18 protein-coding genes are annotated in these 20,318 nt (G+C 71.7%); 4 read left to right on the top strand and 14 right to left on the bottom strand.

Going from position 1 to position 20,318, the window contains the following annotated elements:
* The first annotated feature begins 104 nt into the window (after positions 1 to 104).
* Complete coding sequence (locus ACFPCY_RS03030; RefSeq protein ID WP_378252564.1) at positions 105 to 1,427, top strand: peptidoglycan DD-metalloendopeptidase family protein; 1,323 nt, start codon at positions 105 to 107, stop codon at positions 1,425 to 1,427.
* A 276-nt stretch (positions 1,428 to 1,703) separates the two neighbouring features.
* Here ACFPCY_RS03030 and ACFPCY_RS03025 read toward each other — a convergent pair whose 3' ends face one another.
* Positions 1,704 to 2,741: a tyrosine recombinase XerC gene (locus tag ACFPCY_RS03025; protein WP_378251990.1), complete on the bottom strand. Its 1,038-nt coding sequence runs from the start codon at positions 2,739 to 2,741 to the stop codon at positions 1,704 to 1,706.
* A gap of 321 nt (positions 2,742 to 3,062) precedes the next feature.
* Between ACFPCY_RS03025 and ACFPCY_RS03020 the strand changes: the two genes are divergently transcribed.
* The 3 genes from ACFPCY_RS03020 to dprA all read left to right on the top strand — a co-directional run bounded on the left by ACFPCY_RS03020 (position 3,063) and on the right by dprA (position 6,264).
* Positions 3,063 to 3,416: a YraN family protein gene (locus ACFPCY_RS03020; protein WP_378251989.1), complete on the top strand. Its 354-nt coding sequence runs from the start codon at positions 3,063 to 3,065 to the stop codon at positions 3,414 to 3,416.
* The gene (locus ACFPCY_RS03015; RefSeq protein ID WP_378251988.1) at positions 3,417 to 4,973 is read left to right on the top strand and encodes a YifB family Mg chelatase-like AAA ATPase; all 1,557 of its coding nucleotides are present in this window, start codon (positions 3,417 to 3,419) and stop codon (positions 4,971 to 4,973) included.
* A gap of 124 nt (positions 4,974 to 5,097) precedes the next feature.
* Entirely contained in the window at positions 5,098 to 6,264 is a 1,167-nt protein-coding gene (dprA, locus tag ACFPCY_RS03010; protein ID WP_378251987.1) for a DNA-processing protein DprA, read from the top strand.
* 376 nt (positions 6,265 to 6,640) lie between these two features.
* Here the strand turns inward: dprA and ACFPCY_RS03005 are convergent, their stop codons facing one another.
* From ACFPCY_RS03005 to ftsY, 13 genes are all read right to left on the bottom strand, one after another.
* A complete protein-coding gene (locus ACFPCY_RS03005; protein WP_378251986.1) occupies positions 6,641 to 6,955 on the bottom strand; it encodes a DUF2469 domain-containing protein in 315 nt (104 codons plus the stop codon).
* Positions 6,952 to 7,674, bottom strand: coding sequence for a ribonuclease HII (locus tag ACFPCY_RS03000; protein WP_378251985.1), 723 nt, complete (start codon positions 7,672 to 7,674; stop codon positions 6,952 to 6,954). The genes ACFPCY_RS03005 and ACFPCY_RS03000 overlap by 4 nt, the downstream gene beginning before the upstream one ends.
* A 514-nt stretch (positions 7,675 to 8,188) precedes the next feature.
* Positions 8,189 to 9,112 (bottom strand): signal peptidase I, encoded by a 924-nt coding sequence (lepB, locus tag ACFPCY_RS02995; protein ID WP_378251984.1) that lies wholly within the window; start codon positions 9,110 to 9,112, stop codon positions 8,189 to 8,191.
* A 185-nt stretch (positions 9,113 to 9,297) separates the two neighbouring features.
* Positions 9,298 to 9,651 carry a 50S ribosomal protein L19 gene (rplS, locus tag ACFPCY_RS02990; protein WP_378251983.1) on the bottom strand — a complete coding sequence of 118 codons (354 nt, stop codon included), beginning with the start codon at positions 9,649 to 9,651 and terminating at the stop codon, positions 9,298 to 9,300.
* Between the two features lie 134 nt (positions 9,652 to 9,785).
* Positions 9,786 to 10,571: a tRNA (guanosine(37)-N1)-methyltransferase TrmD gene (gene trmD / locus ACFPCY_RS02985; RefSeq protein ID WP_378251982.1), complete on the bottom strand. Its 786-nt coding sequence runs from the start codon at positions 10,569 to 10,571 to the stop codon at positions 9,786 to 9,788.
* 5 nt (positions 10,572 to 10,576) lie between these two features.
* On the bottom strand, positions 10,577 to 11,098 hold the full coding sequence (gene rimM / locus ACFPCY_RS02980; protein ID WP_378251981.1) for a ribosome maturation factor RimM: 522 nt from the start codon (positions 11,096 to 11,098) through the stop codon (positions 10,577 to 10,579).
* A gap of 705 nt (positions 11,099 to 11,803) precedes the next feature.
* Positions 11,804 to 12,046: an RNA-binding protein gene (locus ACFPCY_RS02975; RefSeq protein ID WP_026414632.1), complete on the bottom strand. Its 243-nt coding sequence runs from the start codon at positions 12,044 to 12,046 to the stop codon at positions 11,804 to 11,806.
* A gap of 1 nt (position 12,047) precedes the next feature.
* Positions 12,048 to 12,500: a 30S ribosomal protein S16 gene (rpsP, locus tag ACFPCY_RS02970; protein ID WP_378251980.1), complete on the bottom strand. Its 453-nt coding sequence runs from the start codon at positions 12,498 to 12,500 to the stop codon at positions 12,048 to 12,050.
* A 364-nt stretch (positions 12,501 to 12,864) separates the two neighbouring features.
* Complete coding sequence (gene ffh, locus ACFPCY_RS02965; protein ID WP_378251979.1) at positions 12,865 to 14,430, bottom strand: signal recognition particle protein; 1,566 nt, start codon at positions 14,428 to 14,430, stop codon at positions 12,865 to 12,867.
* A 165-nt stretch (positions 14,431 to 14,595) separates the two neighbouring features.
* On the bottom strand, positions 14,596 to 16,965 hold the full coding sequence (locus ACFPCY_RS02960; RefSeq protein WP_378251978.1) for a [protein-PII] uridylyltransferase: 2,370 nt from the start codon (positions 16,963 to 16,965) through the stop codon (positions 14,596 to 14,598).
* Positions 16,966 to 16,973: 8 nt separating this feature from the next.
* The gene (locus tag ACFPCY_RS02955; RefSeq protein WP_378251977.1) at positions 16,974 to 17,312 is read right to left on the bottom strand and encodes a P-II family nitrogen regulator; all 339 of its coding nucleotides are present in this window, start codon (positions 17,310 to 17,312) and stop codon (positions 16,974 to 16,976) included.
* Positions 17,313 to 17,314: 2 nt separating this feature from the next.
* The gene (locus ACFPCY_RS02950; RefSeq protein WP_378251976.1) at positions 17,315 to 18,658 is read right to left on the bottom strand and encodes an ammonium transporter; all 1,344 of its coding nucleotides are present in this window, start codon (positions 18,656 to 18,658) and stop codon (positions 17,315 to 17,317) included.
* Between the two features lie 259 nt (positions 18,659 to 18,917).
* Positions 18,918 to 20,078 carry a signal recognition particle-docking protein FtsY gene (ftsY, locus tag ACFPCY_RS02945; protein ID WP_378251975.1) on the bottom strand — a complete coding sequence of 387 codons (1,161 nt, stop codon included), beginning with the start codon at positions 20,076 to 20,078 and terminating at the stop codon, positions 18,918 to 18,920.
* Between the last annotated feature and the right edge of the window lie 240 nt (positions 20,079 to 20,318).

Here is a 20,318-nt window from a genome sequence, read left to right as displayed (position 1 = left end):
ACCCGACGCGGAACCAACCGCCATCACGGCCCGGCGGGGCCGAGGTTATCCACAGATCTTGGATTGACTGGCGGAGTCGGGTGGGCGGTGGCGAGCCTTGGGGCATGAGCCTGCTCACATCGCTGATCATCATCGTCCTGACCGCTTTCGGCCCGTCCGCGGCGGCCTTCGGGCCGTCCTCGGCGCTGTGGGGGCCGCCCGGCCGCCACGCCCCGGCGCATTCCCCTCCCGCGGGCAGCCCCGCGTCCGCTACCCGCATCGCCGCCCCGCCGCCCCCCGATCCCGCCCCCACCCTTCGCGGCCCTACGAGCACCGCCCCTGGCCCTGCGCGCGCCGTCACGGGTCCCGCGCCCGACGGGCATGGCCCTGCGCCCGGCCGCGCGTCCGTTGCCCGTATCGCCGCCCTGACGGCCCGCGCTCCCGGTCCCGGCGTTCGCGACCCTGCCCCCGCCGCCCCTGGCCCAGCGCGCACCGTTCTCGGCCCAGCGCGCGTCGCTCGCGGCGCTGTGCCCGCTGCTCGCGGCCTTGCGGCCGCTGCGGGAGGCTCGTGGTCCAGTGACGAGGGCACGTGGAGGTGGCCGCTGGGGCCGCCCGTGCCCGCGGTCGTCCGCGGGTTCAGCCCGCCTGCGTCACCGTGGCTACCCGGCCATCGCGGTATCGATCTGGCCGCGTCCCCGGGAGATCCGGTGTACGCCGCCGGGGCCGGGCGCGTCTCGTACGCGGGCGCGTTGGCCGGACGAGGCGTCGTGGCGATCACCCACGGGACGCTGCGAACCACGTACCTGCCGGTCCATCCGGCCGTCTCCGTGGGACGGGACGTCCCTGCAGGCGCCCGTATCGGCACCGTCGAGGTCGCGCAGCCGCCCCACTGCCCCCAAGTCTGCCTGCATTGGGGGTTGCTGCGAGGAACGTCCTACCTGGATCCGCTGGCCCTGGTGCGTCCACTGGTACGGCTGCTTCCGCTCTGGCAGTCAGAGCCCGCGCCCCCTTTCCCGAACTCGCCGCGACCTCCGCCGGTGCCGTCGCAAGGCACGTCGCTTCCGGACGACCTCCACCTGACTTGCGAAGCTCCGCCTCTATGCCCGCCTCGTCCTCCAGACGATCAGCAGGTTCCGGCCTCCGCACGGCCACTACCGCCTACCGGTGAGCACACCTCGCGGCACGGCGTCCGCCCGCAGACGGGCCATCGTGCACCTGAGGACGATCGTCCGCTGCGTCCTGCTCTTCGAAGCGCGTCAACGGCCGCGGCAGGCACCCTGACCTGCCTCGTCCTCGCGCTTTCGCTCGCCTTCGTCCGCAGAGCCCGGGGCCGTTCCCGCTCCCGCGCTGGCCGAGCGCACCAGCACGACCGGACGCCGCCGAACGTGATCGACCTGGCCCATGAACGACGTCTCCGGCGTCCGGCGGCAACCCACCACCCTCAATGACCAACGCCGACAAGGCCCGATGAAGGAGGCCGACGAACGAGGCCAGCAAAGGCACGACCAGACGGGTCCAGGCAATGACGCGCGCGCTGAGACCAGGGCGACCGCGCGCGGTCCTGGCGGCATGTCCTACGTGCGCTCGACCTGGCCGTTCGCGCGGCAAGCGGAGCCGCGTGCACCTGGGAATGGGATGCTACGGCACCGGGATCGAGCGGCCGATGGCCGCGATCGTTGCACTGCCCGAAGCGCACGCCAACGCCGGACACGCCCGACCAGTGCTCACTCCGCGACGCCGCGGGGATGAGCTTGTCGGTGTACCTGCTTGAGACGTTCGACCGAGACGTGCGTGTAGAGCTGCGTGGTCTGAAGGGAGGCGTGGCCGAGGATCTCTTGGACGCTCCGCAGATCCGCTCCGCCTTCCAGCAGGTGGGTGGCAGCGGAATGCCGCAGCCCGTGCGGTGCCAGATCGGGCATCTCACCGACCTCGGCGATACGGGAGTGGACGATCCGGCGGGCGCTGGTGGGGTGCAGGCGTCCTCCACGCACGCCCAGGAAGAGCGCCGGTCCGCTGCCGTCGGTCACCAGATGCGGGCGCCCTGCCCGCTGCCAATCCGCCAGTGCACGGAGCGCCGGTTCACCGAGGGGTACCGTGCGCTCCTTGCCGCCTTTCCCGAAGACGCGCAGGGTCTTACGTCCGGCGTCCACATCGTCCACGTCGAGGCCGCACAGCTCACTGACGCGTATGCCTGTGCCGTAGAGGACCTCCAGGATCGCGAGGTCCCGCAAGCCGATCGGCCCGGTGACGTCCATCTCGTCCAGGAGGCGGCCTGCTTCCTCCTGCGCGAGAACGGTCGGCAGGTCGCGCGTCCGCTTCGGCGTGCCCAGAAGCGGCCCAGGATCGCCGGCGAGTGTCCCGCGCCGGTGCAGCCACCGGGTGAACGTCCTCGCAGCGGCGGTGCGCCTGGCAAGCGTGGCGCGCGACAGCCCGAGCGCATACTGCCGGGCAAGCCATGCTCGCAGCACGTTCACATCCAGGTCGGCAGGTGTCGCCAGTCCGACCGAGGCGGCGTAGCGCGACAGCTCCCGGATGTCGCCCAGATATGCCCGGAGCGTGTGATCAGAGACGTTGCGCTCTGCCTTCAGGAAGGTCGCGAACTCAGGAAGCAACTCGTCCAGGAGTCCTGAGCCGGCCTCCTCCGTTTCCGGTACTTCCTCGTCACGCTCCTCAGCACTCACATCGGCCACGCTGCGTCCTGGAATGCCCGAAATCAAGCACCGGCACGTCGCCGACACGCTCAGCCGTGAAATCAGTGCCATCTATGCCGTCCTCAGAACCCCCCCCCCGCTACGAGGCTCCGCACCCTGTCTGGACCTCCTTGCGCCTAGGCGGAGGTCGCACCGAAAAGGCAGGCGCTGCTGTCCCCGAACAGCTCGGGAAGCATCAGCTACCTCGCATCTCCGCGCCCAGAAGGCAAGGCAGACGGGACGCTCACGCATTCGCAGGCTTCGTCGCCGAACCCGTTCCGGAACAGGCGCACGGGGGCTCATCACACGACTCCTCCGAGTTATCCACAGAACGGAGTTCGGTTATTGCGGAGCGTGGCCGGGCGGCATCGTCGGATCTCGGAGGTGAGGCCGATGAACGGCAACCAGATGCTCGGACAGCGAGGCGAGGACGCGGCGGTCGCGTACCTGGAGCGCCTCGGGTGGAACGTCCTCGACCGCAACTGGCGGTGCTCGGAGGGCGAGCTCGACATCGTCGCCTACGACGGGCGACTTCACGTGGCGTGCGAGGTGAAGACGCGGCGCTCCACGGCCTTCGGCGACCCGGTCGAAGCGATCACCGAACGCAAGGCGGCCAGGTTACGCCGCTTGGCGCTCCGCTGGGCTGCGGCGAACCGGATTCCCGGCGCGCGCGTCCGGGTCGACGTCATCGCGCTGGTCTGCCAGGGCGACGGCTTCTCCCTGGAGCACCTGCGGGAGGTGTGCTGAATGACGCTCGCCAAGACCCGTTCCGTCTCCCTGGTCGGCGTCGACGGCTTCGTGGTGGACGTCGAGGCGGCGATCACGAGCGGCGTCCCGGGGCTGCACCTGGTCGGGTTGCCCGACGCGGCTCTGAACGAAGCCCGGGACAGGGTTCGCGCGGCCATCTACAATTCGGGTGAAGATTGGCCCAACAGGCACGTGACCGTGTCGCTTTTCCCGGCTAGCCTTCCGAAAAAGGGCTCTACGTTTGATCTGGCCATCGCAACGGCGCTGCTCGCTGCGGCCGAGGCGGTCTCCCCGCTCTCGTGTGTGGGCCTGACACTGGTCGGAGAACTCGGACTCGACGGCCGGGTCCGTGCCATTCCGGGCGTCCTTCCCGCGGTCCTGGCCTCGGCGAACGCCGGGTGCCAGACGGTCGTCGTCCCCCGCGCGAACGCGGCCGAGGCAAGGCTCGTCCCGGATGTCGAGGTCGTTCCGGTCGCGTCGCTGCGCGAGTTGCTCTGCCTGCTCCGGGACGAACCGCCCCCGACGGACGAGGACCCGCCCGACCCGTCCCCCATGTACGGGGTGGACGGTCTCGCTCCGCGCATTCTCGATCAGCGTGCCGCCCTCGACCTGGCGGACGTCCGTGGGCAGGCCGAAGCGCGGCGTGCCCTGGAGATCAGTGCGGCGGGCGGCCATCATCTGTTCTTCAGCGGTCCGCCCGGCTGCGGGAAGACGATGTTGGCCGAACGCCTGCCCACGCTGATGCCGCCGCTGGAGCCGGAGGCTGCGCTGGAGGTCACCGCGATCCACTCGGTCGCGGGCACGCTCCCGCCCGACCAGCCGATGATCACACAGCCGCCGTTCCACGCACCGCATCACACCGCGACTCGGGCGGCGATCGTGGGCGGCGGCTCCGGCCGCGTCCTCCAGCCGGGAGCGGTGTCCCTGGCCCACCGCGGAATCTTGTTCTTGGACGAGGCTCCCGAGTTCCAGCGCGGCTCCCTGGACGCTCTCCGCCAGCCTCTCGAGGAGGGAGAGGTCAGGCTGTCCAGGGTCGAGGGCACCGCCCGCTTCCCGGCGCACTTCACGTTGGTCCTGGCCGCGAACCCGTGCCCGTGCGCGGCCGCCAAGCAGATGGACTGCTCCTGCGCTCCGGGCGTGCGCCGCAAGTACATCTCGCGTGTCTCAGGTCCGCTGCTCGATCGCATCGATCTGAAGCTCGAACTCACTCCGGCGAGCCGCGCCGAGCTCAGATACGACCTGGAGTTCGCCGAATCCAGTGACGTCGTGGCCGCACGTGTCCTGGACGCGCGTGACCGCGCCGTGAAACGCCTGTCGGGGACCCCCTGGCGGACCAACTCCGAGATCCCCGGCCCGGAGCTACGCCGCCACTTCACACCGTCCGGCGACGCGATGCGGGCCGCAGACGAGGCCCTCCAGAAGGGAACCCTCAGCGCGCGTGGTCTCGACCGCGTTCTCCGTGTCGCCTGGACCATCGCCGATCTGGCGGGCCGCAGCGACCCGGGCGACGACGACATCGGCGGCGCGCTGGCCCTGTGGAACAGCCGGTGGTCATGAACCTCTCGCCCTCACACGCCTGCTTCCCTGAGCGGCCGTCCACGGCACACCGCCTTGGCAGGGCGTGGCCGCTGCCGTCCCATCGACCTTCCCACGCCGTAGACCTTGAGTTGAGGAGACCAAAGTGAACGAGACCGCAGAGCGGATCGCGCGTGCGACGCTCACCGCCCTCGCTGAGCCGGGAGAACCGGTGCTCAATCAGATCGTGGACAGGATCGGGGCGTCCGAGACACTCGTCGCGATCCGGTCGGGTCGCTTACCGGAGCAGCTGATCGGACGGACTCCGAACGACCCGGAATCAGCCCAGATGGCAGAGCGACTGAGCCACTGGCGCATCAGGCTGTCAGCGGCCGAACCGGCGAGTGATCTCCTGGTGGCCGAACGGCTCGGTGTCAGGTTGGTCTGTCCGGGCGATCCCGAGTGGCCCACCACGCTGGACGATCTCGGCACTCGCCGTCCGTACGCCTTATGGCTGCGCGGTCCCAGCGACCTTCGCCACGGCTGCCTCCGCTCCGTCGCCCTCGTCGGCGCTCGGGCCGCCTCTCCCTACGGTCTGCGCGTCGCCTCGGAGATGGCATCCGAGCTGGGCGAACGCGGTTGGACGGTCGTCTCGGGTGGCGCCATGGGCATCGACGCCGCCGCGCACCGAGGCTCGCTGGCCGCCGACGGTCCGACCGTCGCGATCCTCGCCAACGGAGTCGATGTTCCTTACCCGGCCTGCAACGACGGCATGTTCGCCGAACTCGCCCGCCGCGAGCTGCTCGTCAGCGAATCACCGCCGGGAACCACACCGCGACGCCAGCGCTTCCTCGTACGCAACCGCGTCATCGCCGCGCTCTCCCGAGGCACGGTAGTCGTCGAGGCGGGACGCCGGAGCGGAGCCCTCAGTACCGCCCACTGGGCCCGCAAGCTGGGCCGAGTCGTCATGGCGGTCCCAGGCCCGGTGACCTCGGCGACCTCTGTCGGCTGCCACGTGCTCCTCCGCGACCCACCGCCCGCCCTGCTCGTCACCCGCAGCGAGGAGGTGATCGAGGCCGTCGGCGAACTCGGCACCGACCTGGCGCCGATTCCCGCCAGTCCCGTCCTGTCCCGCGACCTTCTCGACCAGGCGGCCCGCACCGTCCTGGAAGCCCTGCCCACCCGTGCCGCGGCCGGTCCCGCCCAGATCGCCGCGAAGGCCGGCGTCGACCTCCCCACCGCCAACGCCAAACTCGGCCTGCTCTCCGCCGGCGGCTTCGTAGAACGGGCCCCGGGCGGCTGGCGCCTCACTCAGAAAGCCAAATCGCCATGACCTCTCGTGTTCTGACCGTCCTGCCCTGCCGGGCAGGGCGCATGTGGATGACCCACACCGATAGGAGACGGTCTCGTCGATACGGTCACGCGCGCGCCGCCAGTCGCGATCCTTGAGCGCTAGGGCTCGCTTCGCCCATCCTCTGAAAGCGTCGCCCGGTGAGCTCGGCGGCAACCAGGCTCACCGCCGCATGACCGGCCGGAGACGGCGTGAGCCCTCGACGTGGTGGCTATCCAGTGGCCTGGTTCGGTGCCGGACGCGCGGCTGCCGCCTCCAGTGACCTCGGGGGCGGGAGGACGGGAGCGAAAGCGGCTGACGTGCTGGGAGGGCGGATGAGCAGTGGTTGGGTGAGAGGAAGGAGTAGACGGGCGTGGGGTTACTGCTCGGAGGGGAGTTCGAAGTCGCTCTTGGCCAGTTCTTCGACGTTGACGTCCTTGAAGGTGACCACGCGGACGTTCTTGACGAACCTGGCCGGACGGTACATGTCCCAGACCCAGGCGTCCTGCATCGTGACCTCGAAGTAGACCTCGCCGTTGTCGGCGCCGCGGACCTGGAGGTCCACGGAGTTGGTCAGGTAGAAGCGGCGCTCGGTCTCGACGACGTAGGTGAACAGGCCGACGACGTCGCGGTACTCGCGATAGAGCTGGAGCTCCATCTCGGTTTCGTACTTCTCGAGATCCTCGGCGCTCACACTCGTGTCCCTTCAGTCCGGGCCTCGTGGTCCTCCCCGGCCGGTTCCCCCATGACCACGTTCCCATTCTTACGCACGGCCCGGCCCACATTGACGAAGGAGAGGCGGTGTTCGGCGCAGGGACCGTGTTCGGCGAGCGCCGCGGTGTGCGCCTTGGTCCCGTATCCCTTGTGCACGTCGAAGCCGTACTGGGGGTAGCGCTCGTGCAGTTCGATCATGATGCGGTCCCGGGTGACCTTCGCCACGATCGAGGCGGCGGCGATGCAGGCCGCCACCTGGTCGCCCTTGATCACACCGAGGCTGGGAACCACCAGGCCGGGAACCGTGAAGCCGTCGCTCAGCACGTACGCGGGCCGCCGGTCGAGGGCGGCCACGGCGCGGCGCATCCCGGTGATGTTGCAGCGGTGCACGCCGTAGCGGTCCACCTCGTCCCGGGGAACGATAATCACGCTCCAGCTCTCGGCGCGCTCGACGATCTCGTCGTAGAGCGCCTCGCGGCGGGCGGGCGTCAGGAGCTTGGAGTCGCTGAGACCCTCGATCCGGCCGCGCTTCCCGTCCCGCAGGATGGCGGCGCCGATCACCAGCGGCCCGGCGCAGGCTCCGCGGCCCGCCTCGTCCACCCCTGCCACCGGGCTGAAACCCGCGTGCCCGAGGGCCCGCTCGAAGCCGTACAGCCCGGCGTCACGCCGGGGCGTGAACCGCAGTGGACGACCGTTCATAGACCGCAGCGTACGTCCCGCCAAAGCCGGAAAACTCCGTTTTGGAGGTTCAGCGCCGTCCACCCGGGACACCCGTCGTGAATCCGCAGTTCATGTCCGCCTCCACCCTGATTCAGCTCAAGGCGGAACACCCCTACCCCGTTCCGCCCTCGCCCCGTAACTCCAGTCGGCGGGCGCAGACCGCGGCGAGTGCCCCAACTGTCCAGCCGCGCTCATGCCTCCCATCCATCTGCCTCCCACCGGCGGCGAAGGCCACGACCCGATCCCGCCGCCGCACGGAGGGAAGCGCCACGCGCAGAGGGAGGCACCACACGGAGGGAAGCACCACACGCAGGGAGGCGCCACGCGAAGGGGCCGCTCGGAGGGGCCGCTTGGAGGAGCCGGTCGGAGGGGCCGCTCGGAGGGGCCGCAGGCAGGTGACGGGGTGCACTGAGATGGGGTGCCGCAGGCGGGTGGGGCGGCACCACGCGGAGAGGGACGCCGCGGGGAGGGGGATGTGGGGGGCGGCGCTGCCTTAGGTGCGGGGGTGGCGGAGGCGGCGGGTCAGGTAGGTGAGAGGGAGGGCGGTCAGGAAGCCCAGGGCCAGCGGGGCGGACGGGGCCAGGGCGGCGGCGGCTTTCAGGGTCGGTTGCTTGAAGGTGCCGGGGATGGGGAGGGTGTCCAGGCGGTTCAGGGGCCAGACGATGACGAAGGCGCGGCCGATGACGTGGTCGGTGGGGATGGTGCCGCCGCCTCGGTCGCCGCGGTGCCAGCGGGAGTCGGAGGACGCCTCGCGGTGGTCGCCCATGACCCAGAGCTGGCCGGGGGCGACGGTGGCGTCGAAGGGGTCGATGGACGGCTTGTTCTGCACGTGCGTGGCCGGGTCGGTGTACAGGTAGGACTGCTCGTTCAGGGGGACGCCGTTGACGGTGACGCGGCCCTGGGCGTCGCAGCACTTGACGTGGTCGCCGGGGATGCCGATGACGCGCTTGATGTAGTCCTTCTCGTTCGGGGCGACGCCGAACGCGCTGCCGACGGCGCGCAGCGCCCTGGTGACGGGGTTGCCCGGCTTGCTGACCCGGACCTCAGGGTCCCAGGAGTCGAGGCCGTTGAAGACCACGACGTCGCCGCGGGCGATGTCGCGGGTGTGGTAGACGACCTTGTTGACCAGGACGCGGTCGCCGATCTGGAGGGTGTTCTCCATGGAGCCGGACGGGATGTAGAACGCCTGGACGACGAACGCCTTGATCACCAGGGCGAGGACGAGGGCGACGCCGATCAGGATGGGCAGTTCCTTGAAGAAGGAGCCCTTCTTGCGCTTCTTGGCGGAGGAGTCGGACTCCTCGGACTTCTCGTCGTCCGGGGCGTCCGCGGTCGGCTGCTCGGCGGGCGTGGGCTCGCGGTCGGGGGTCACGGCCTGCTGCTCTTCGGGCACCGCGCCCTCGGCTTCGGAACGCACGTCTCTCCGATCCTCCTCGTGAGTCATCAGAGCGCCAGACTAGCGGCGGGGAGGCCGCCGAATCTCGCGCATGGCCGTGTCGTCCGCACGAGCCGGCGGCGCGCGACGTGCACTTTCCCCCATAACGGGCGGCGCCCCGGGATCCGCGGTCGGATTCCCGGGGCGCCGGACGCTTCGGCGAGCGATCAGAAGTCGCGCTTCTCCTTGATACGGGCCGCCTTGCCGCGCAGGTTGCGCAGGTAGTACAGCTTGGCGCGGCGGACGTCACCGCGGATCGCGACCTCGAGCTTCTCGATGTGCGGGCTGTTGATCGGCCAGGTGCGCTCGACGCCGTAGCCACCCTTGCTGATCTTGCGGACGGTGAAGGTCTCGCGGGAGCCGCCGCCCTGCCGCCGGATCACCACGCCCTCGAAGACCTGGACACGGGTGACCTTGCCCTCGGTGATGCGCGCGTGCACGCGCACCGTGTCACCGGGACGGAAGTCCGGGATGTCGGTCCGCAGGGCGGCCTTCTCGATCTCCTGGATCAATGCGTGCATGACAGCGGTTCCTCAGTGTGTCGAACGCGGACGTCGAGAGGCCCCGGTGATGACCGTGCTGGGGGCGTCGCGCCGCGCGGAGTGGATCTTCATGGAAGTCGGCGCGCCGTGTGTCACGAGCACACGGCGACGCTCTAGTCTGCCATATCTTCGCCGTGCACCGGAAAACCGGCGTCGGCGAGGACCTTCCGGTCGTGCTTGTCAAGCCTTTCCGGGTCGAGCCGCCCGAGCAGTTCGGGACGGTGCGCGGCGGTGCGCCGCAACGCCTCGTCCCGCCGCCAGCGGGCGATCGCGCCGTGGTTCCCGGACAGGAGGATCTCCGGGACGGCCCGCTCCCGCCACACCGGCGGCTTGGTGAAGACGGGCCCTTCCAGCAGCGATTCCATCGCGCCGGGCGCGAACGAGTCGTCCGCGACGGACTCGGCGTTCCCGAGGACGCCGGGGATGAGCCGTCCGATCGCCTCGGTCATCACCAGGACGGCGACCTCCCCGCCCGCCAGCACGAAGTCGCCGAGGCTGACCTCGGACACCGGCATGCGGGTGGCGGCCTCGGCCACGACGCGGGAGTCGATGCCCTCGTAGCGTCCGCAGGCGAACAGCAGCCAGTCCTCGGCGGCGAGTTCGGCGGCCATGGCCTGGGTGAACGGGCGTCCGGACGGGGTGGGGACCACCAGGCGCGGCACCGCGTCGCCCGCCGGGGCGATCTCGTCCAGGGCCTCGCCCCACGGCTCGGGCTTCATGACCATGCCGGGACCGCCGCCGTAGGGCGTGTCGTCCACGGTCCGGTGCCGGTCGTGGGTCCAGGAGCGCAGGTCGTGGACGCGGACGTCCAGCAGCCCGGTGCGGCGGGCCTTCCCGATCAGCGACACGTCGAGCGGGGCGAAGTACTCGGGGAAGATGCTGATGATGTCGAGTCGCATCGGGCTCAGTCCTCGTCCAGGAGGCCGGGGGGCGGGTCGATCACGAGCCTGCCGCCCGCGACGTCCACCTCGGGGACGAGCGCGGCGACGAACGGCACCAGCAGCTCGCCGCGGCCCCCGTCGGCGCGGCGGATGACCAGCAGGTCCTGGCCGTGGTGCCGGACGTCGGTGACCTCGCCCACGTCCGCGCCGTCCACGGTGCGGACGGCGAGCCCGACGAGCTGCGAGTCGTGGAAGTCCTCGGGGTCGTCGGAGACGGGGATGTCGGAGGCGTCCACGACCAGCCAGATGCCGCGCAGTTCCTCGGCGGCGTTCCGGTCGTCGACGCCCGCGAACCGGACGATCAGCCGCCCGGAGTGCCAGCGCGCCCGCTCGACGGTCAGCGGCCCCGCGCTCTCGGGGTCGGTGGCGATCTCCGTGCCGGGCGCGAAGCGCAGCTCCGGGTCGTCGGTCCGCACGTCCACCGTGCTGTCGCCGCGGACGCCGTGCGGACGCCCGATCCGGCCGATCACGATCCGCTCAGCCACGAGCCGTCCCTCCAGCAAATGATCATCGAACAGGTCCTGCCGTTCCGTCCGCGCAGGTCTCGACCTCAGCCTGCCAGCCGAAACCTCGTCCACCGGACGGCGCGCGGTTCGCGTCACCCGCGCCAAGCCGACCGAACCCCCATGTGATTCGGCCCACTCCCCCGCGCGCCCGGCGCCCGGCGCCCGCCGCCGAGCAGCGTCCGCGAGGTGCGGGCGCGGTGGCTGCGGCTTCGCGGGGAGCGAAGCGTGCGGTCGGGTGCGTCCGCGTTCCGCGGGCGGAGCGCGGTCTCGGTGGCTGCGTGGTGAGCGACGGGCGGCGGTCGTGCTCCGTGCGATGGGCGCGGGCACCTTGCAGCGGGTGCGGCGTGCAGCCGGGCGAGAGGTGCGTTCCGTGCGCGGGACGCGGGTGCGGCGCGCTCTTGGAAGAGCGTGCCGCGTCCGGACCGGTGGTGGCCGGTCCGGGGTGAAACGTGGTCCGAGCCGCCGCGTCGACGGGACGACGCGAGCGGCTCGGATCAGGGTCGGGCCTCCGCCGAGGCCCGGATGACGTCCTCCCCGGTGTGGCCGGGCAGGCCGCCGTCCGCGGGGGACGGCGGTGAAGTGGGCTCCCGGGATCGGCGCGTCGAGGCGGAACCTCGGCGCGCTCCGATCAGCGGACGGCGGTACCGTCCGCGGGCGGGAGCCCCGCGCCCGAGCCTTCCGGGGTCAGCGGACCTCGTTGACGTCGAGCAGGTCGACGCGCACGTAGCGGCCTCCGGAGAGGGCGCTGATGACCGTGCGCAGGGCCTTGGCGGTGCGACCGCTGCGGCCGATGACCTTGCCGAGGTCGTCGGGGTGCACGCGCACCTCCAGGACCCGGCCGCCCCTGATGCGGCGGGCGCGGACCCGGACGTCGTCCGGGTTCTCCACGATCCCGCGCACCAGGTGCTCGAGCGCTTCTTCGAGCACGTCAGTCCTCGCTCTTGGCTTCGGTCTCGGCGGCGGTGTCGGCCTCGGCCTTCTTCGGCTCGGCCTTCTTCTTCGGCTTGGCGGCCGGAGCGGCCTCGGTGTCGACGTCGCCCATCGACTCCTTGACCGCGGCCTCGAAGACCGCCTTCTTGTCCGGCTTGGGCTCGGCCTTCTTGAGGGTGCCCTCGGCGCCCGGCTCGCCCTTGAACTTCTGCCAGTCGCCGGTGATCTTGAGCAGGTTCAGCACCGGCTCGGTCGGCTGCGCGCCGACGCCGAGCCAGTACTGCGCGCGCTCGGAGTCGATCTCGATGAGGGACGGCTCCTGCTTGGGCTGGTAGAGGCCGATCTCCTCGATGGCGCGACCGTCCCGCTTGGTGCGGGAGTCGGCGACGACGATCCGGTACTGCGGGTTCCGGATCTTCCCCAGACGCTTGAGCTTGATCTTGACTGCCACGGGTGTGGTGTTCTCCAGACTCGATACAGGCGAACGCGACCGCACCAGGTGGGGAACACCGGCGACCGGTCGGCTCAATGGACTCCGGTCGCGCGGGACGAGAGAGGGCGCCGGCGCGCGTTCCGGGTTTCCAGCCTGCCATTCTGCCAGACGATCGCGGAAAAAGCGCAATCGGGCGATGACACGCGGCCACCCGGACCGCGAAGGCCGCCCGACCTGCACGGACGTTCCGCCGAGAACGAACACGCGCGTCGCGCCGTCCGCCCATCAAGATCACGTCGAGAATGCGCGGAAACCCGGAAACAACGCGAACGCCGCGCCCCGGGGAGAAGGGTCGCGGCGTTCGGCAGCCCGAGAGGGCCGGTTACTTCTTCTTGCCGCCGCCCAGGTCGCCCAGGTCGGGCATCTGGAAGCCGGGCGGGAGCTGCTTGGCGAGGCCGGGCGGGAGCTGGCCGCCGAGGCCCGGCGGGAGGCCCTGGGGCATCGCGTCGGCGGCCGGCTGGTCGGCAGCGGGCTGCTTGCCGAGGGCGCGCTTGCGCGGGTCGCCGCTGCGCTGCTTGCCCTTCTTCTTGGCGGCCTTCGCGGCCTGCTTGGCGCGGCGCCGGCCGGGCATGCCCGGGAAGCCCATGTTGCCGGCCATCGCGCGGACCATCTTCTGCGCGTCGAAGAACCGGGTGACCAGGCTGGACACCTCGCCGACCTGGACGCCGGAGCCCTTGGCGATGCGGGCCCGGCGGGAACCGTTGATGATCTTGGGGTTGGCGCGCTCGTCCGGCGTCATGGAGCGGATGATCGCGGCGACCCGGTCCAGGTCCTTGTCGTCGATCTGGGAGATCTGGTCCCGGACCTGGCCCATGCCGGGCATCATGCCGAGCAGGTTGCCGATCGGCCCGAGCTTGCGGATCATCATCATCTGCTCGAGGAAGTCCTCGAGCGTGAAGTCCTCGCCGGACGCGAACTTGGTGGTCATCTTCTCGGCCTGCTGGGCGTCGAACGCCTGCTCGGCCTGCTCGATCAGGGTGAGGATGTCACCCATGTCGAGGATGCGGCCCGCCATCCGGTCCGGGTGGAAGACGCTGAAGTCGTCCAGCTTCTCGCCGGTGGACGCGAACATGATCGGACGGCCGGTGATGTGCCGCACCGAGAGCGCCGCGCCGCCGCGGGCGTCGCCGTCGAGCTTGGTGAGGACGACCCCGTCGAAGCCGACGCCGTCCATGAACGCCTGCGCGGTGTTCACCGCGTCCTGGCCGACCATGGCGTCGACGACGAAGAGGATCTCGTCCGGCGTGACGGCGTCGCGGATGTCGATGGCCTGCTGCATCATCTCCGCGTCCACGCCGAGGCGGCCCGCGGTGTCGATGATCACCATGTCGTGCTGGTCGCGCCGGGCCTGGTCGATCGAGCGGCGCGCCACGTCCACCGGGTCGCCGACGCCGGAGCCGGGCTCGGGCGCGAAGACCCGCACCCCGGCGCGCTCGCCGACGACCTGGAGCTGCTGGACGGCGTTGGGCCGCTGGAGGTCGGCCGCGACCAGCAGCGGCGCGTGCCCCTCCTTCTTCAGGTGCCGGGCGAGCTTGCCGGCCAGGGTGGTCTTACCGGCGCCCTGGAGGCCGGCGAGCATGATCACGGTCGGCGGGTTCTTGGCCAGGTTCAGCCGCCGGGTCTCGCCGCCGAGGATGCCGATGAGCTCCTCGTTGACGATCTTGACGACCTGCTGCGCCGGGTTGAGCGCCTGGGAGACCTCGGCGCTCGCCGCCCGTTCCTTGATCCGCGCGATGAAGTCCTTCACCACGGGCAGCGCCACGTCGGCTTCCAGCAGCGCGACGCGGATCTCGCGGGCCGTCGCGTTGATGTCGGCCTCGGAGAGCCGGCCCTTGCTGCGCAGCGACGAGAAGACCGTCGTCAACCGGTCGGAGAGCGTCTCGAACACGTGTGGACCCGTCCTTGGAAGCTTTCGTGGGATCGCCTATCAGACTATCGGGTCGCACGCCGACTCCCGCCCCGTCCGCCGGGCGCCTTCCCGCGGACCGTCCTGCGAGATCGTCCGCAGGACGGCCGGCGAGGCGCGGCGGGGACGCGTCCCGGGCGCGGCCGGTCAGCCGAGCGCGGTCAGGACGTGTGCCCGGACGGACGCGGCGGACTCCCCCAGCGGGCGGCCTTCGGCGTCCACGACGTAGAAGGTGTCGACCGCTTCGGCGCCCAGGGTGTCGACGCGGGCGGCGATGACCTGGAGGCCGCATTCGCCCAGCGCGTGGCCCACGCGCCAGAGCAGGCCGGGACGGTCGTGGGCGCGCACCTCGACGACGGTCGCCGTGGCGGAGGCGTCCGGGACGATCGTCACGCGCGGCGGCGGGACGGACGCGCCGGGCCGGAGCCGGACGGAGCGGGCCCGGCGTTCCAGCCGGTCGGCGACGTCGAGGCGGTCGGCCAGCATGCGCCGGAAATCGGATTCGAGCGCGGCCGGATCCGGCGGGTCGCCGAACTCCGGGACGGCCGTGAAGTCGAGCACGGCCGTCGGGACGCGGGCGGACGTCTGGGAGACGGTCCTCGCCGTCCGCACGGCGAGGCGGTGCAGGGCCAGGACGCCGGCCGCCCGCCAGAGCAGGCCGGGACGGTCGGGGGCGGCGATCGTGATGCGCGAGCCCTGGACGCGGACGGCCGCGCCGTCGTGCCTCGCGAGGGCGAGGGTGTCCGGCCCGAGGGACGGCGCGGGCGGCAGCGTGCCCCCGGCCAGCGAGGTCAGGGCGCGGTGGGCCAGGTCCGCGACCAGCCGGGACTTCCACGAGCCCCAGGCCGCGGGGCCGGTCGCCCGGCCGTCGGCGATCGCCAGCGCGGCCAGCAGTTCGAGGACGTCCCGCTCGCGCCCCGGGGCCTCCCCCACGGCGGTCAGGACGGTCTCGATCGTCTTCGGGTCGTCGATATCCCGGCGAGTGGCGGTTTCGGGCAGCAGCAGGTGGTAGCGGACGACCGTTTCCAGCACTTTCACATCGTCCGGCGGGAAGCCCATCCGGGCGGCGACGTCGCGCGCGACGACCGCGCCGCAGACCGAGTGGTCGCCGGGCCAGCCCTTGCCGACGTCGTGCAGGAGCGCGCCGACGAGCAGCAGGTCGGGGCGGGCCACCTCGCGGGTCAGCGCGGCGGCGCCGGCGGCCGTCTCGACGAGGTGGCGGTCCACGGTGAAGCGGTGCACGGGGTTGCGCTGCGGCCGGTTGCGGACACGTTCCCAGTCCGGCAGCAGCCGCACGATCAGCCCGGCCTGGTCGAGGGCCTCCCAGACGCCGATCGCGGCGGGTCCCGCGCCGAGCAGGGAGACCAGCGCGTCGCGGGCCTCGGCGGGCCACGGCGTGCCGGGCAGAACGGCCTTCTCGGCGAGCCTGTCCACGGTCGCGGGAGCGAGAGGCAGGCCGTTCTGCGCGGCGGCCGCGGCGACGCGGAGCACCAGCGCGGGATCGCCCGGGTCGGCGCCGCGGGCCAGGACGACCTCGCCGTCCTGCTCGACCGCGCCGTCCCCGACGGGGCGGCGTTCGGGTCCGCCGCGTCCGGTGCGCGGCCGGACGAACCGGTCCACCCGCCGCCAGATCTGGTCGCCGGCGTGGGTGATCGTCCGGGCGGCCTCGGCGACCGCCCGCAGCAGGACGTTCGCGTCGAGCAGGCCGAGCGCCGCCGCGACGGCCTCCTGCTCCTGCAGGACGAGCCGGTCGGACGTCCGCCCGGTGGTCTCGTGCAGCGCGTGCCGGACGTCCAGCAGCAGGTCGTGGGCTTCGCGCACGCGCGCGTCCGGGCCGGGCGCCACCCAGGACGCGGCGACCGCGCTCATGGCCTGCACGTCGCGGAGCCCGCCGTGCGCCTCCTTGAGGTCGCCCTCCAGGAGGAACGCCAGCTCGCCCTGCGCGTCCCAGCGCTCCCGGCACAGGGCGCCGAGATCTCCGAGGCGCCGCCGCGCGTCCGCGCGCCAGTCGGCGAGGACGCCCGCGCGCACCTCGTTCGACAGCGTGCGGTCTCCGGCGAGGAAGCGCGGCGCGAGCAGCCCGAGCGCGGCCTTCATGTCCTCGCGCGCGACCGTCCGCGCCTCCTGGACGGTCCGCACGGAGTGGTCGAGCCGGAGCCCGGCGTCCCAGAGCGGGTACCAGATCCGGTCCGCGATCTCCGCGACGTCGCCGCGTCCCCGGTGCAGGAGCACCAGGTCCAGGTCCCCGCCGGGCGTCAGCTCCCGCCGCGCGTGGCTCCCGACCGCCACCAGCGCCACCCCGGCCCCGCGGGACGGGGAGGCGTCGTTCGGGGCGGGCACGGGTTCGGGACGGCCGGAGACGGCGGTGGCGAACAGCGTGGCCAGGTGCCGGTCGAGGGACGCGATGCGAGCGGCGCGGGCGGCGGCCAGGGTCGCGCGGGCGGGGGCCGGGCCGGAGGCGAGGACTCCGGCCCGGTCGCGTTCCGCGGGGCCCGGTGCTCCCTGGGCGAGGACCATGCGGCGGCCTACAGGGCGTCCGGGCCGGTCTCGCCGGTGCGGACGCGGACGACCGTCTCGACCGGCACGGCCCAGACCTTGCCGTCGCCGATCTTCTCGGTGCGGGCCGCCTTGACGATGACGTCGATGATGTCGTCGGCGTCCTCGTCCTCGACGAGGACCTCCACGCGGAGCTTCGGCACCAGGTCCACCTTGTACTCGGCGCCCCGGTAGACCTCCGTGTGGCCCTTCTGGCGGCCGTAGCCGCTGGCCTCGCTGACGGTCAGCCCGCGGACCCCGAAGGTCTCCAGCGCGGCCTTGACCTCGTCCAGCTTGAACGGCTTGATGACCGCGGTGATGAGCTTCACCCTTATGCCTCCACCTTCTTCTCCGCTGCGGTGCCGCCGGTGGCGACCGGGCCGGTCACCGCGGCCGCGTGGCCGGTGCGCACCGAGCCGCCGCCGGCCGGTGCGAGATCGTACGCGGTCTCCGCGTGGGTCGTGAGGTCCACTCCGGTCGCCTCGGCCTCCTCGTCGATCCGGAAGCCCATCGTCTTGTCGATGACCGTGCCGATCACCCAGGCCATCCCGAACGAGTACAGGCCGATGACGACCGGACCGAGCACCTGGAGGCCGAGCTGGTGCACGCCGCCGCCGTAGAACAGGCCCTTGTGCTGCGAGGTCAGCGCCGGGTAGGCGGCCAGGAAGCCGAGGGACACCGCGCCGAGCGCGCCGCCGACCAGGTGGACGCCGACGACGTCGAGGGAGTCGTCGTAGCCGAGCCGGTACTTCAGGCCGATGGCGTAGGCGCAGACCGCGCCGGCGACGAGGCCGAGGACGATCGCGGCCCACGGGTCGACGAAGCCGCACGCGGGGGTGATCGCGACGAGGCCCGCGACCGCGCCGGACGCCGCGCCGAGCGTGGTGGCGTGGCCGTCGCGCAGCTTCTCGACGATCAGCCAGGCGCCGGCGGCGACCGCGGTCGCGATCTGGGTGTTCATGAACGCGAGGCCGGTCGTCGTGTCGACGCCGATCTCCGAGCCCGCGTTGAACCCGAACCAGCCGAACCACAGGATCGCCACGCCGAGCAGGACGAACGGGAGGTTGTGCGGCCGCATCGGCTCCTTCGGCCAGCCGCGCCGCTTCCCGAGGACGATGGCGAGCGCCAGGCCCGCCGCTCCGGCGTTGACGTGCACGACCGTCCCGCCCGCGAAGTCCTCGATGCCGAGCTTGTTGAGCCAGCCGGTGCCCCACACCCAGTGCGCGACCGGGAAGTACACCAGCGACGCCCACGCGACGGTGAAGACCATCCAGGCGCCGAACTTCGCCCGGTCGGCGATCGCGCCGCTGATCAGCGCGACCGTGATGATCGCGAAGGTGAGCTGGAAGGCCGAGTAGACCAGCAGCGGGATGTTGTGGTCGGGTGCCGTGCCCTGCTGGATCGCGGTGACCGTGCCCTTGAGGCCGACCGCGCCGAAACCGCCGAGGAACTTGTTGACCAGCGAGCTGCCGCTGTCGGTGAACGCGACGGAGTGGCCGAACAGCACCCACAGGACCGTGACGCTGATGATGCTGCCGAACGACATCATCATCATGTTCAGGACGCTCTTCGCGCGGGTCATGCCGCCGTAGAAGAACGCGAGTCCGGGTGTCATGAACAGCACCAGCGCCGTGGCGGCCAGCATCCAGGCCGTCGCGCCTGTATCGATCTTCATCTCGGGGGACGCCCCTCCTCGACCGGGAACGTGGACTGGCCACAGATTCCGGCGCGGCCGTTTCGCCTGTTCGGCTCCCGTGTTTCGGCGGTGTGAAACCCCGTCACGCCGTGTTGCGCGTGTGTTTCGTACCCCTCACCGACTGTCCGGTTCGGATAGGTGTTTCGGGAATTTCTGTCACGTCTTTTCACGCGAAAGGCCCCACCGGCGGGGTAACCGATGGGGCCGAAAACCTGACCGAAAGGTCAGGAAAAGCGGATCAGTCGCCGAGGATCGCGTCCACGAACGCGCCGGGCTCGAACGGGGCCAGGTCGTCCGGGCCCTCGCCGAGCCCGACCAGCTTGACCGGGACGCCCAGCTCGCGCTGCACCTGGACGACGATGCCGCCCTTGGCGGTGCCGTCCAGCTTGGTCAGCACGACACCGGTGATGTTGACGACCTCGGCGAACACGCGGGCCTGCTGCATGCCGTTCTGGCCGGTGGTGGCGTCGAGGACGAGCAGGACCTCGTCCACCGCGGCCTGCTTCTCCACCACCCGCTTGACCTTGCCGAGCTCGTCCATCAGCCCGGTCTTGGTGTGCAGGCGTCCCGCGGTGTCCACGATCACCGTGTCGACCTTGCTGTCGATGCCCTGCTTGACCGCGTCGAACGCGACCGACGCCGGGTCGGCGCCCTCGTCCTTGCGGACGACCTGGGCGCCGACGCGCTCGCCCCAGGTCTGGAGCTGGTCGGCGGCGGCGGCGCGGAAGGTGTCGGCCGCGCCGAGCACGACGGTCTTGCCGTCCCCGATCAGGACGCGCGCCAGCTTGCCGGTGGTGGTGGTCTTGCCGGTGCCGTTGACCCCGACGACCATGATCACCGCGGGCTTGTCGCCGTGTCGCTCGGCGCGCAGGGAGCGGTCCAGGTCCGGGCCGATCTGCTTGACCAGCTCCTCGCGGAGCAGGGCGCGCACCTCGTCCGGCGTGCGGCTGCCCAGCACCTGGACGCGGGTGCGCAGGTCGTCGGTGATCTGGCGGGAGACGGCGACGCCGATGTCCGCGCCGATCAGGGTGTCCTCGATCTCGTCCCACGCGTCGTCGTCGAGGTGGTCGCGCGACAGCAGGCCGAGCAGGGTCTTGCCGAAGGTGTTCTGGGACCGGGCCAGCCGCGCGCGCAGCCGGACCAGGCGGCCGGCCGACGGCGGCGGGACCTCGATCTCGGGCTTGGGCGGGGCGGCGGGCGTGGGCGGGGCCCGTTCCACCGGCGGGGCGGCCTGATCCTCCTCCGGCGGCGCGGTGGTGGTCGCGCCGGGCCGGATGTCGGGCCGCTCCGCTGGTTCGACGGGAGCTTGGGGCTTGCGGCGGCCGGGCCGCAAGAACATCACGCCGCCCACGATCAACGCGAGGACGGCCAGCCCGGCGATCAGGATCACGTATTCCATAGCGGGTCCAGTTTTCCAGACGGCCGCCCATGCCCCGAACCCCGGCACGACGGCGCGCCGGCCGGCGCTCCGAGCGGAACGCCTCCACCCGCCTGGCGGACCGCCTTGAGAACCGCCCCGGGCCGCCGCGTGCCGCCTTTCAGAGCCGGTACATGTCAGAGCCGGTACATGTCACAGGCGGCATTCGTCGGAGGCGGCATTCGTCGGAGGCGGCACGTCTCAGAGGCGCCACACGTCACA

Source organism: Actinomadura gamaensis, from assembly GCF_042652125.1.
Taxonomy (GTDB): domain Bacteria; phylum Actinomycetota; class Actinomycetes; order Streptosporangiales; family Streptosporangiaceae; genus Spirillospora; species Spirillospora gamaensis.
Note: the sequence above shows the minus strand (reverse complement) of the source record. Positions and strands in the feature narration are given on the sequence as shown.

What these genes read in the sequence shown, in the direction of transcription:
- ftsY (WP_378251975.1), bottom strand. Translation starts at nt 20,078, where the DNA reads ATGGAATACGTGATCCTGATCGCCGGGCTGGCCGTCCTCGCGTTGATC.
- ACFPCY_RS03030 (WP_378252564.1), top strand. Translation starts at nt 105, where the DNA reads ATGAGCCTGCTCACATCGCTGATCATCATCGTCCTGACCGCTTTCGGC.
- trmD (WP_378251982.1), bottom strand. Translation starts at nt 10,571, where the DNA reads ATGCGACTCGACATCATCAGCATCTTCCCCGAGTACTTCGCCCCGCTC.
- ACFPCY_RS02960 (WP_378251978.1), bottom strand. Translation starts at nt 16,965, where the DNA reads ATGGTCCTCGCCCAGGGAGCACCGGGCCCCGCGGAACGCGACCGGGCC.
- ACFPCY_RS03020 (WP_378251989.1), top strand. Translation starts at nt 3,063, where the DNA reads ATGAACGGCAACCAGATGCTCGGACAGCGAGGCGAGGACGCGGCGGTC.
- rplS (WP_378251983.1), bottom strand. Translation starts at nt 9,651, where the DNA reads ATGCACGCATTGATCCAGGAGATCGAGAAGGCCGCCCTGCGGACCGAC.
- ACFPCY_RS03025 (WP_378251990.1), bottom strand. Translation starts at nt 2,741, where the DNA reads ATGGCACTGATTTCACGGCTGAGCGTGTCGGCGACGTGCCGGTGCTTG.
- ACFPCY_RS03015 (WP_378251988.1), top strand. Translation starts at nt 3,417, where the DNA reads ATGACGCTCGCCAAGACCCGTTCCGTCTCCCTGGTCGGCGTCGACGGC.
- ACFPCY_RS03000 (WP_378251985.1), bottom strand. Translation starts at nt 7,674, where the DNA reads ATGAACGGTCGTCCACTGCGGTTCACGCCCCGGCGTGACGCCGGGCTG.
- ACFPCY_RS02950 (WP_378251976.1), bottom strand. Translation starts at nt 18,658, where the DNA reads ATGAAGATCGATACAGGCGCGACGGCCTGGATGCTGGCCGCCACGGCG.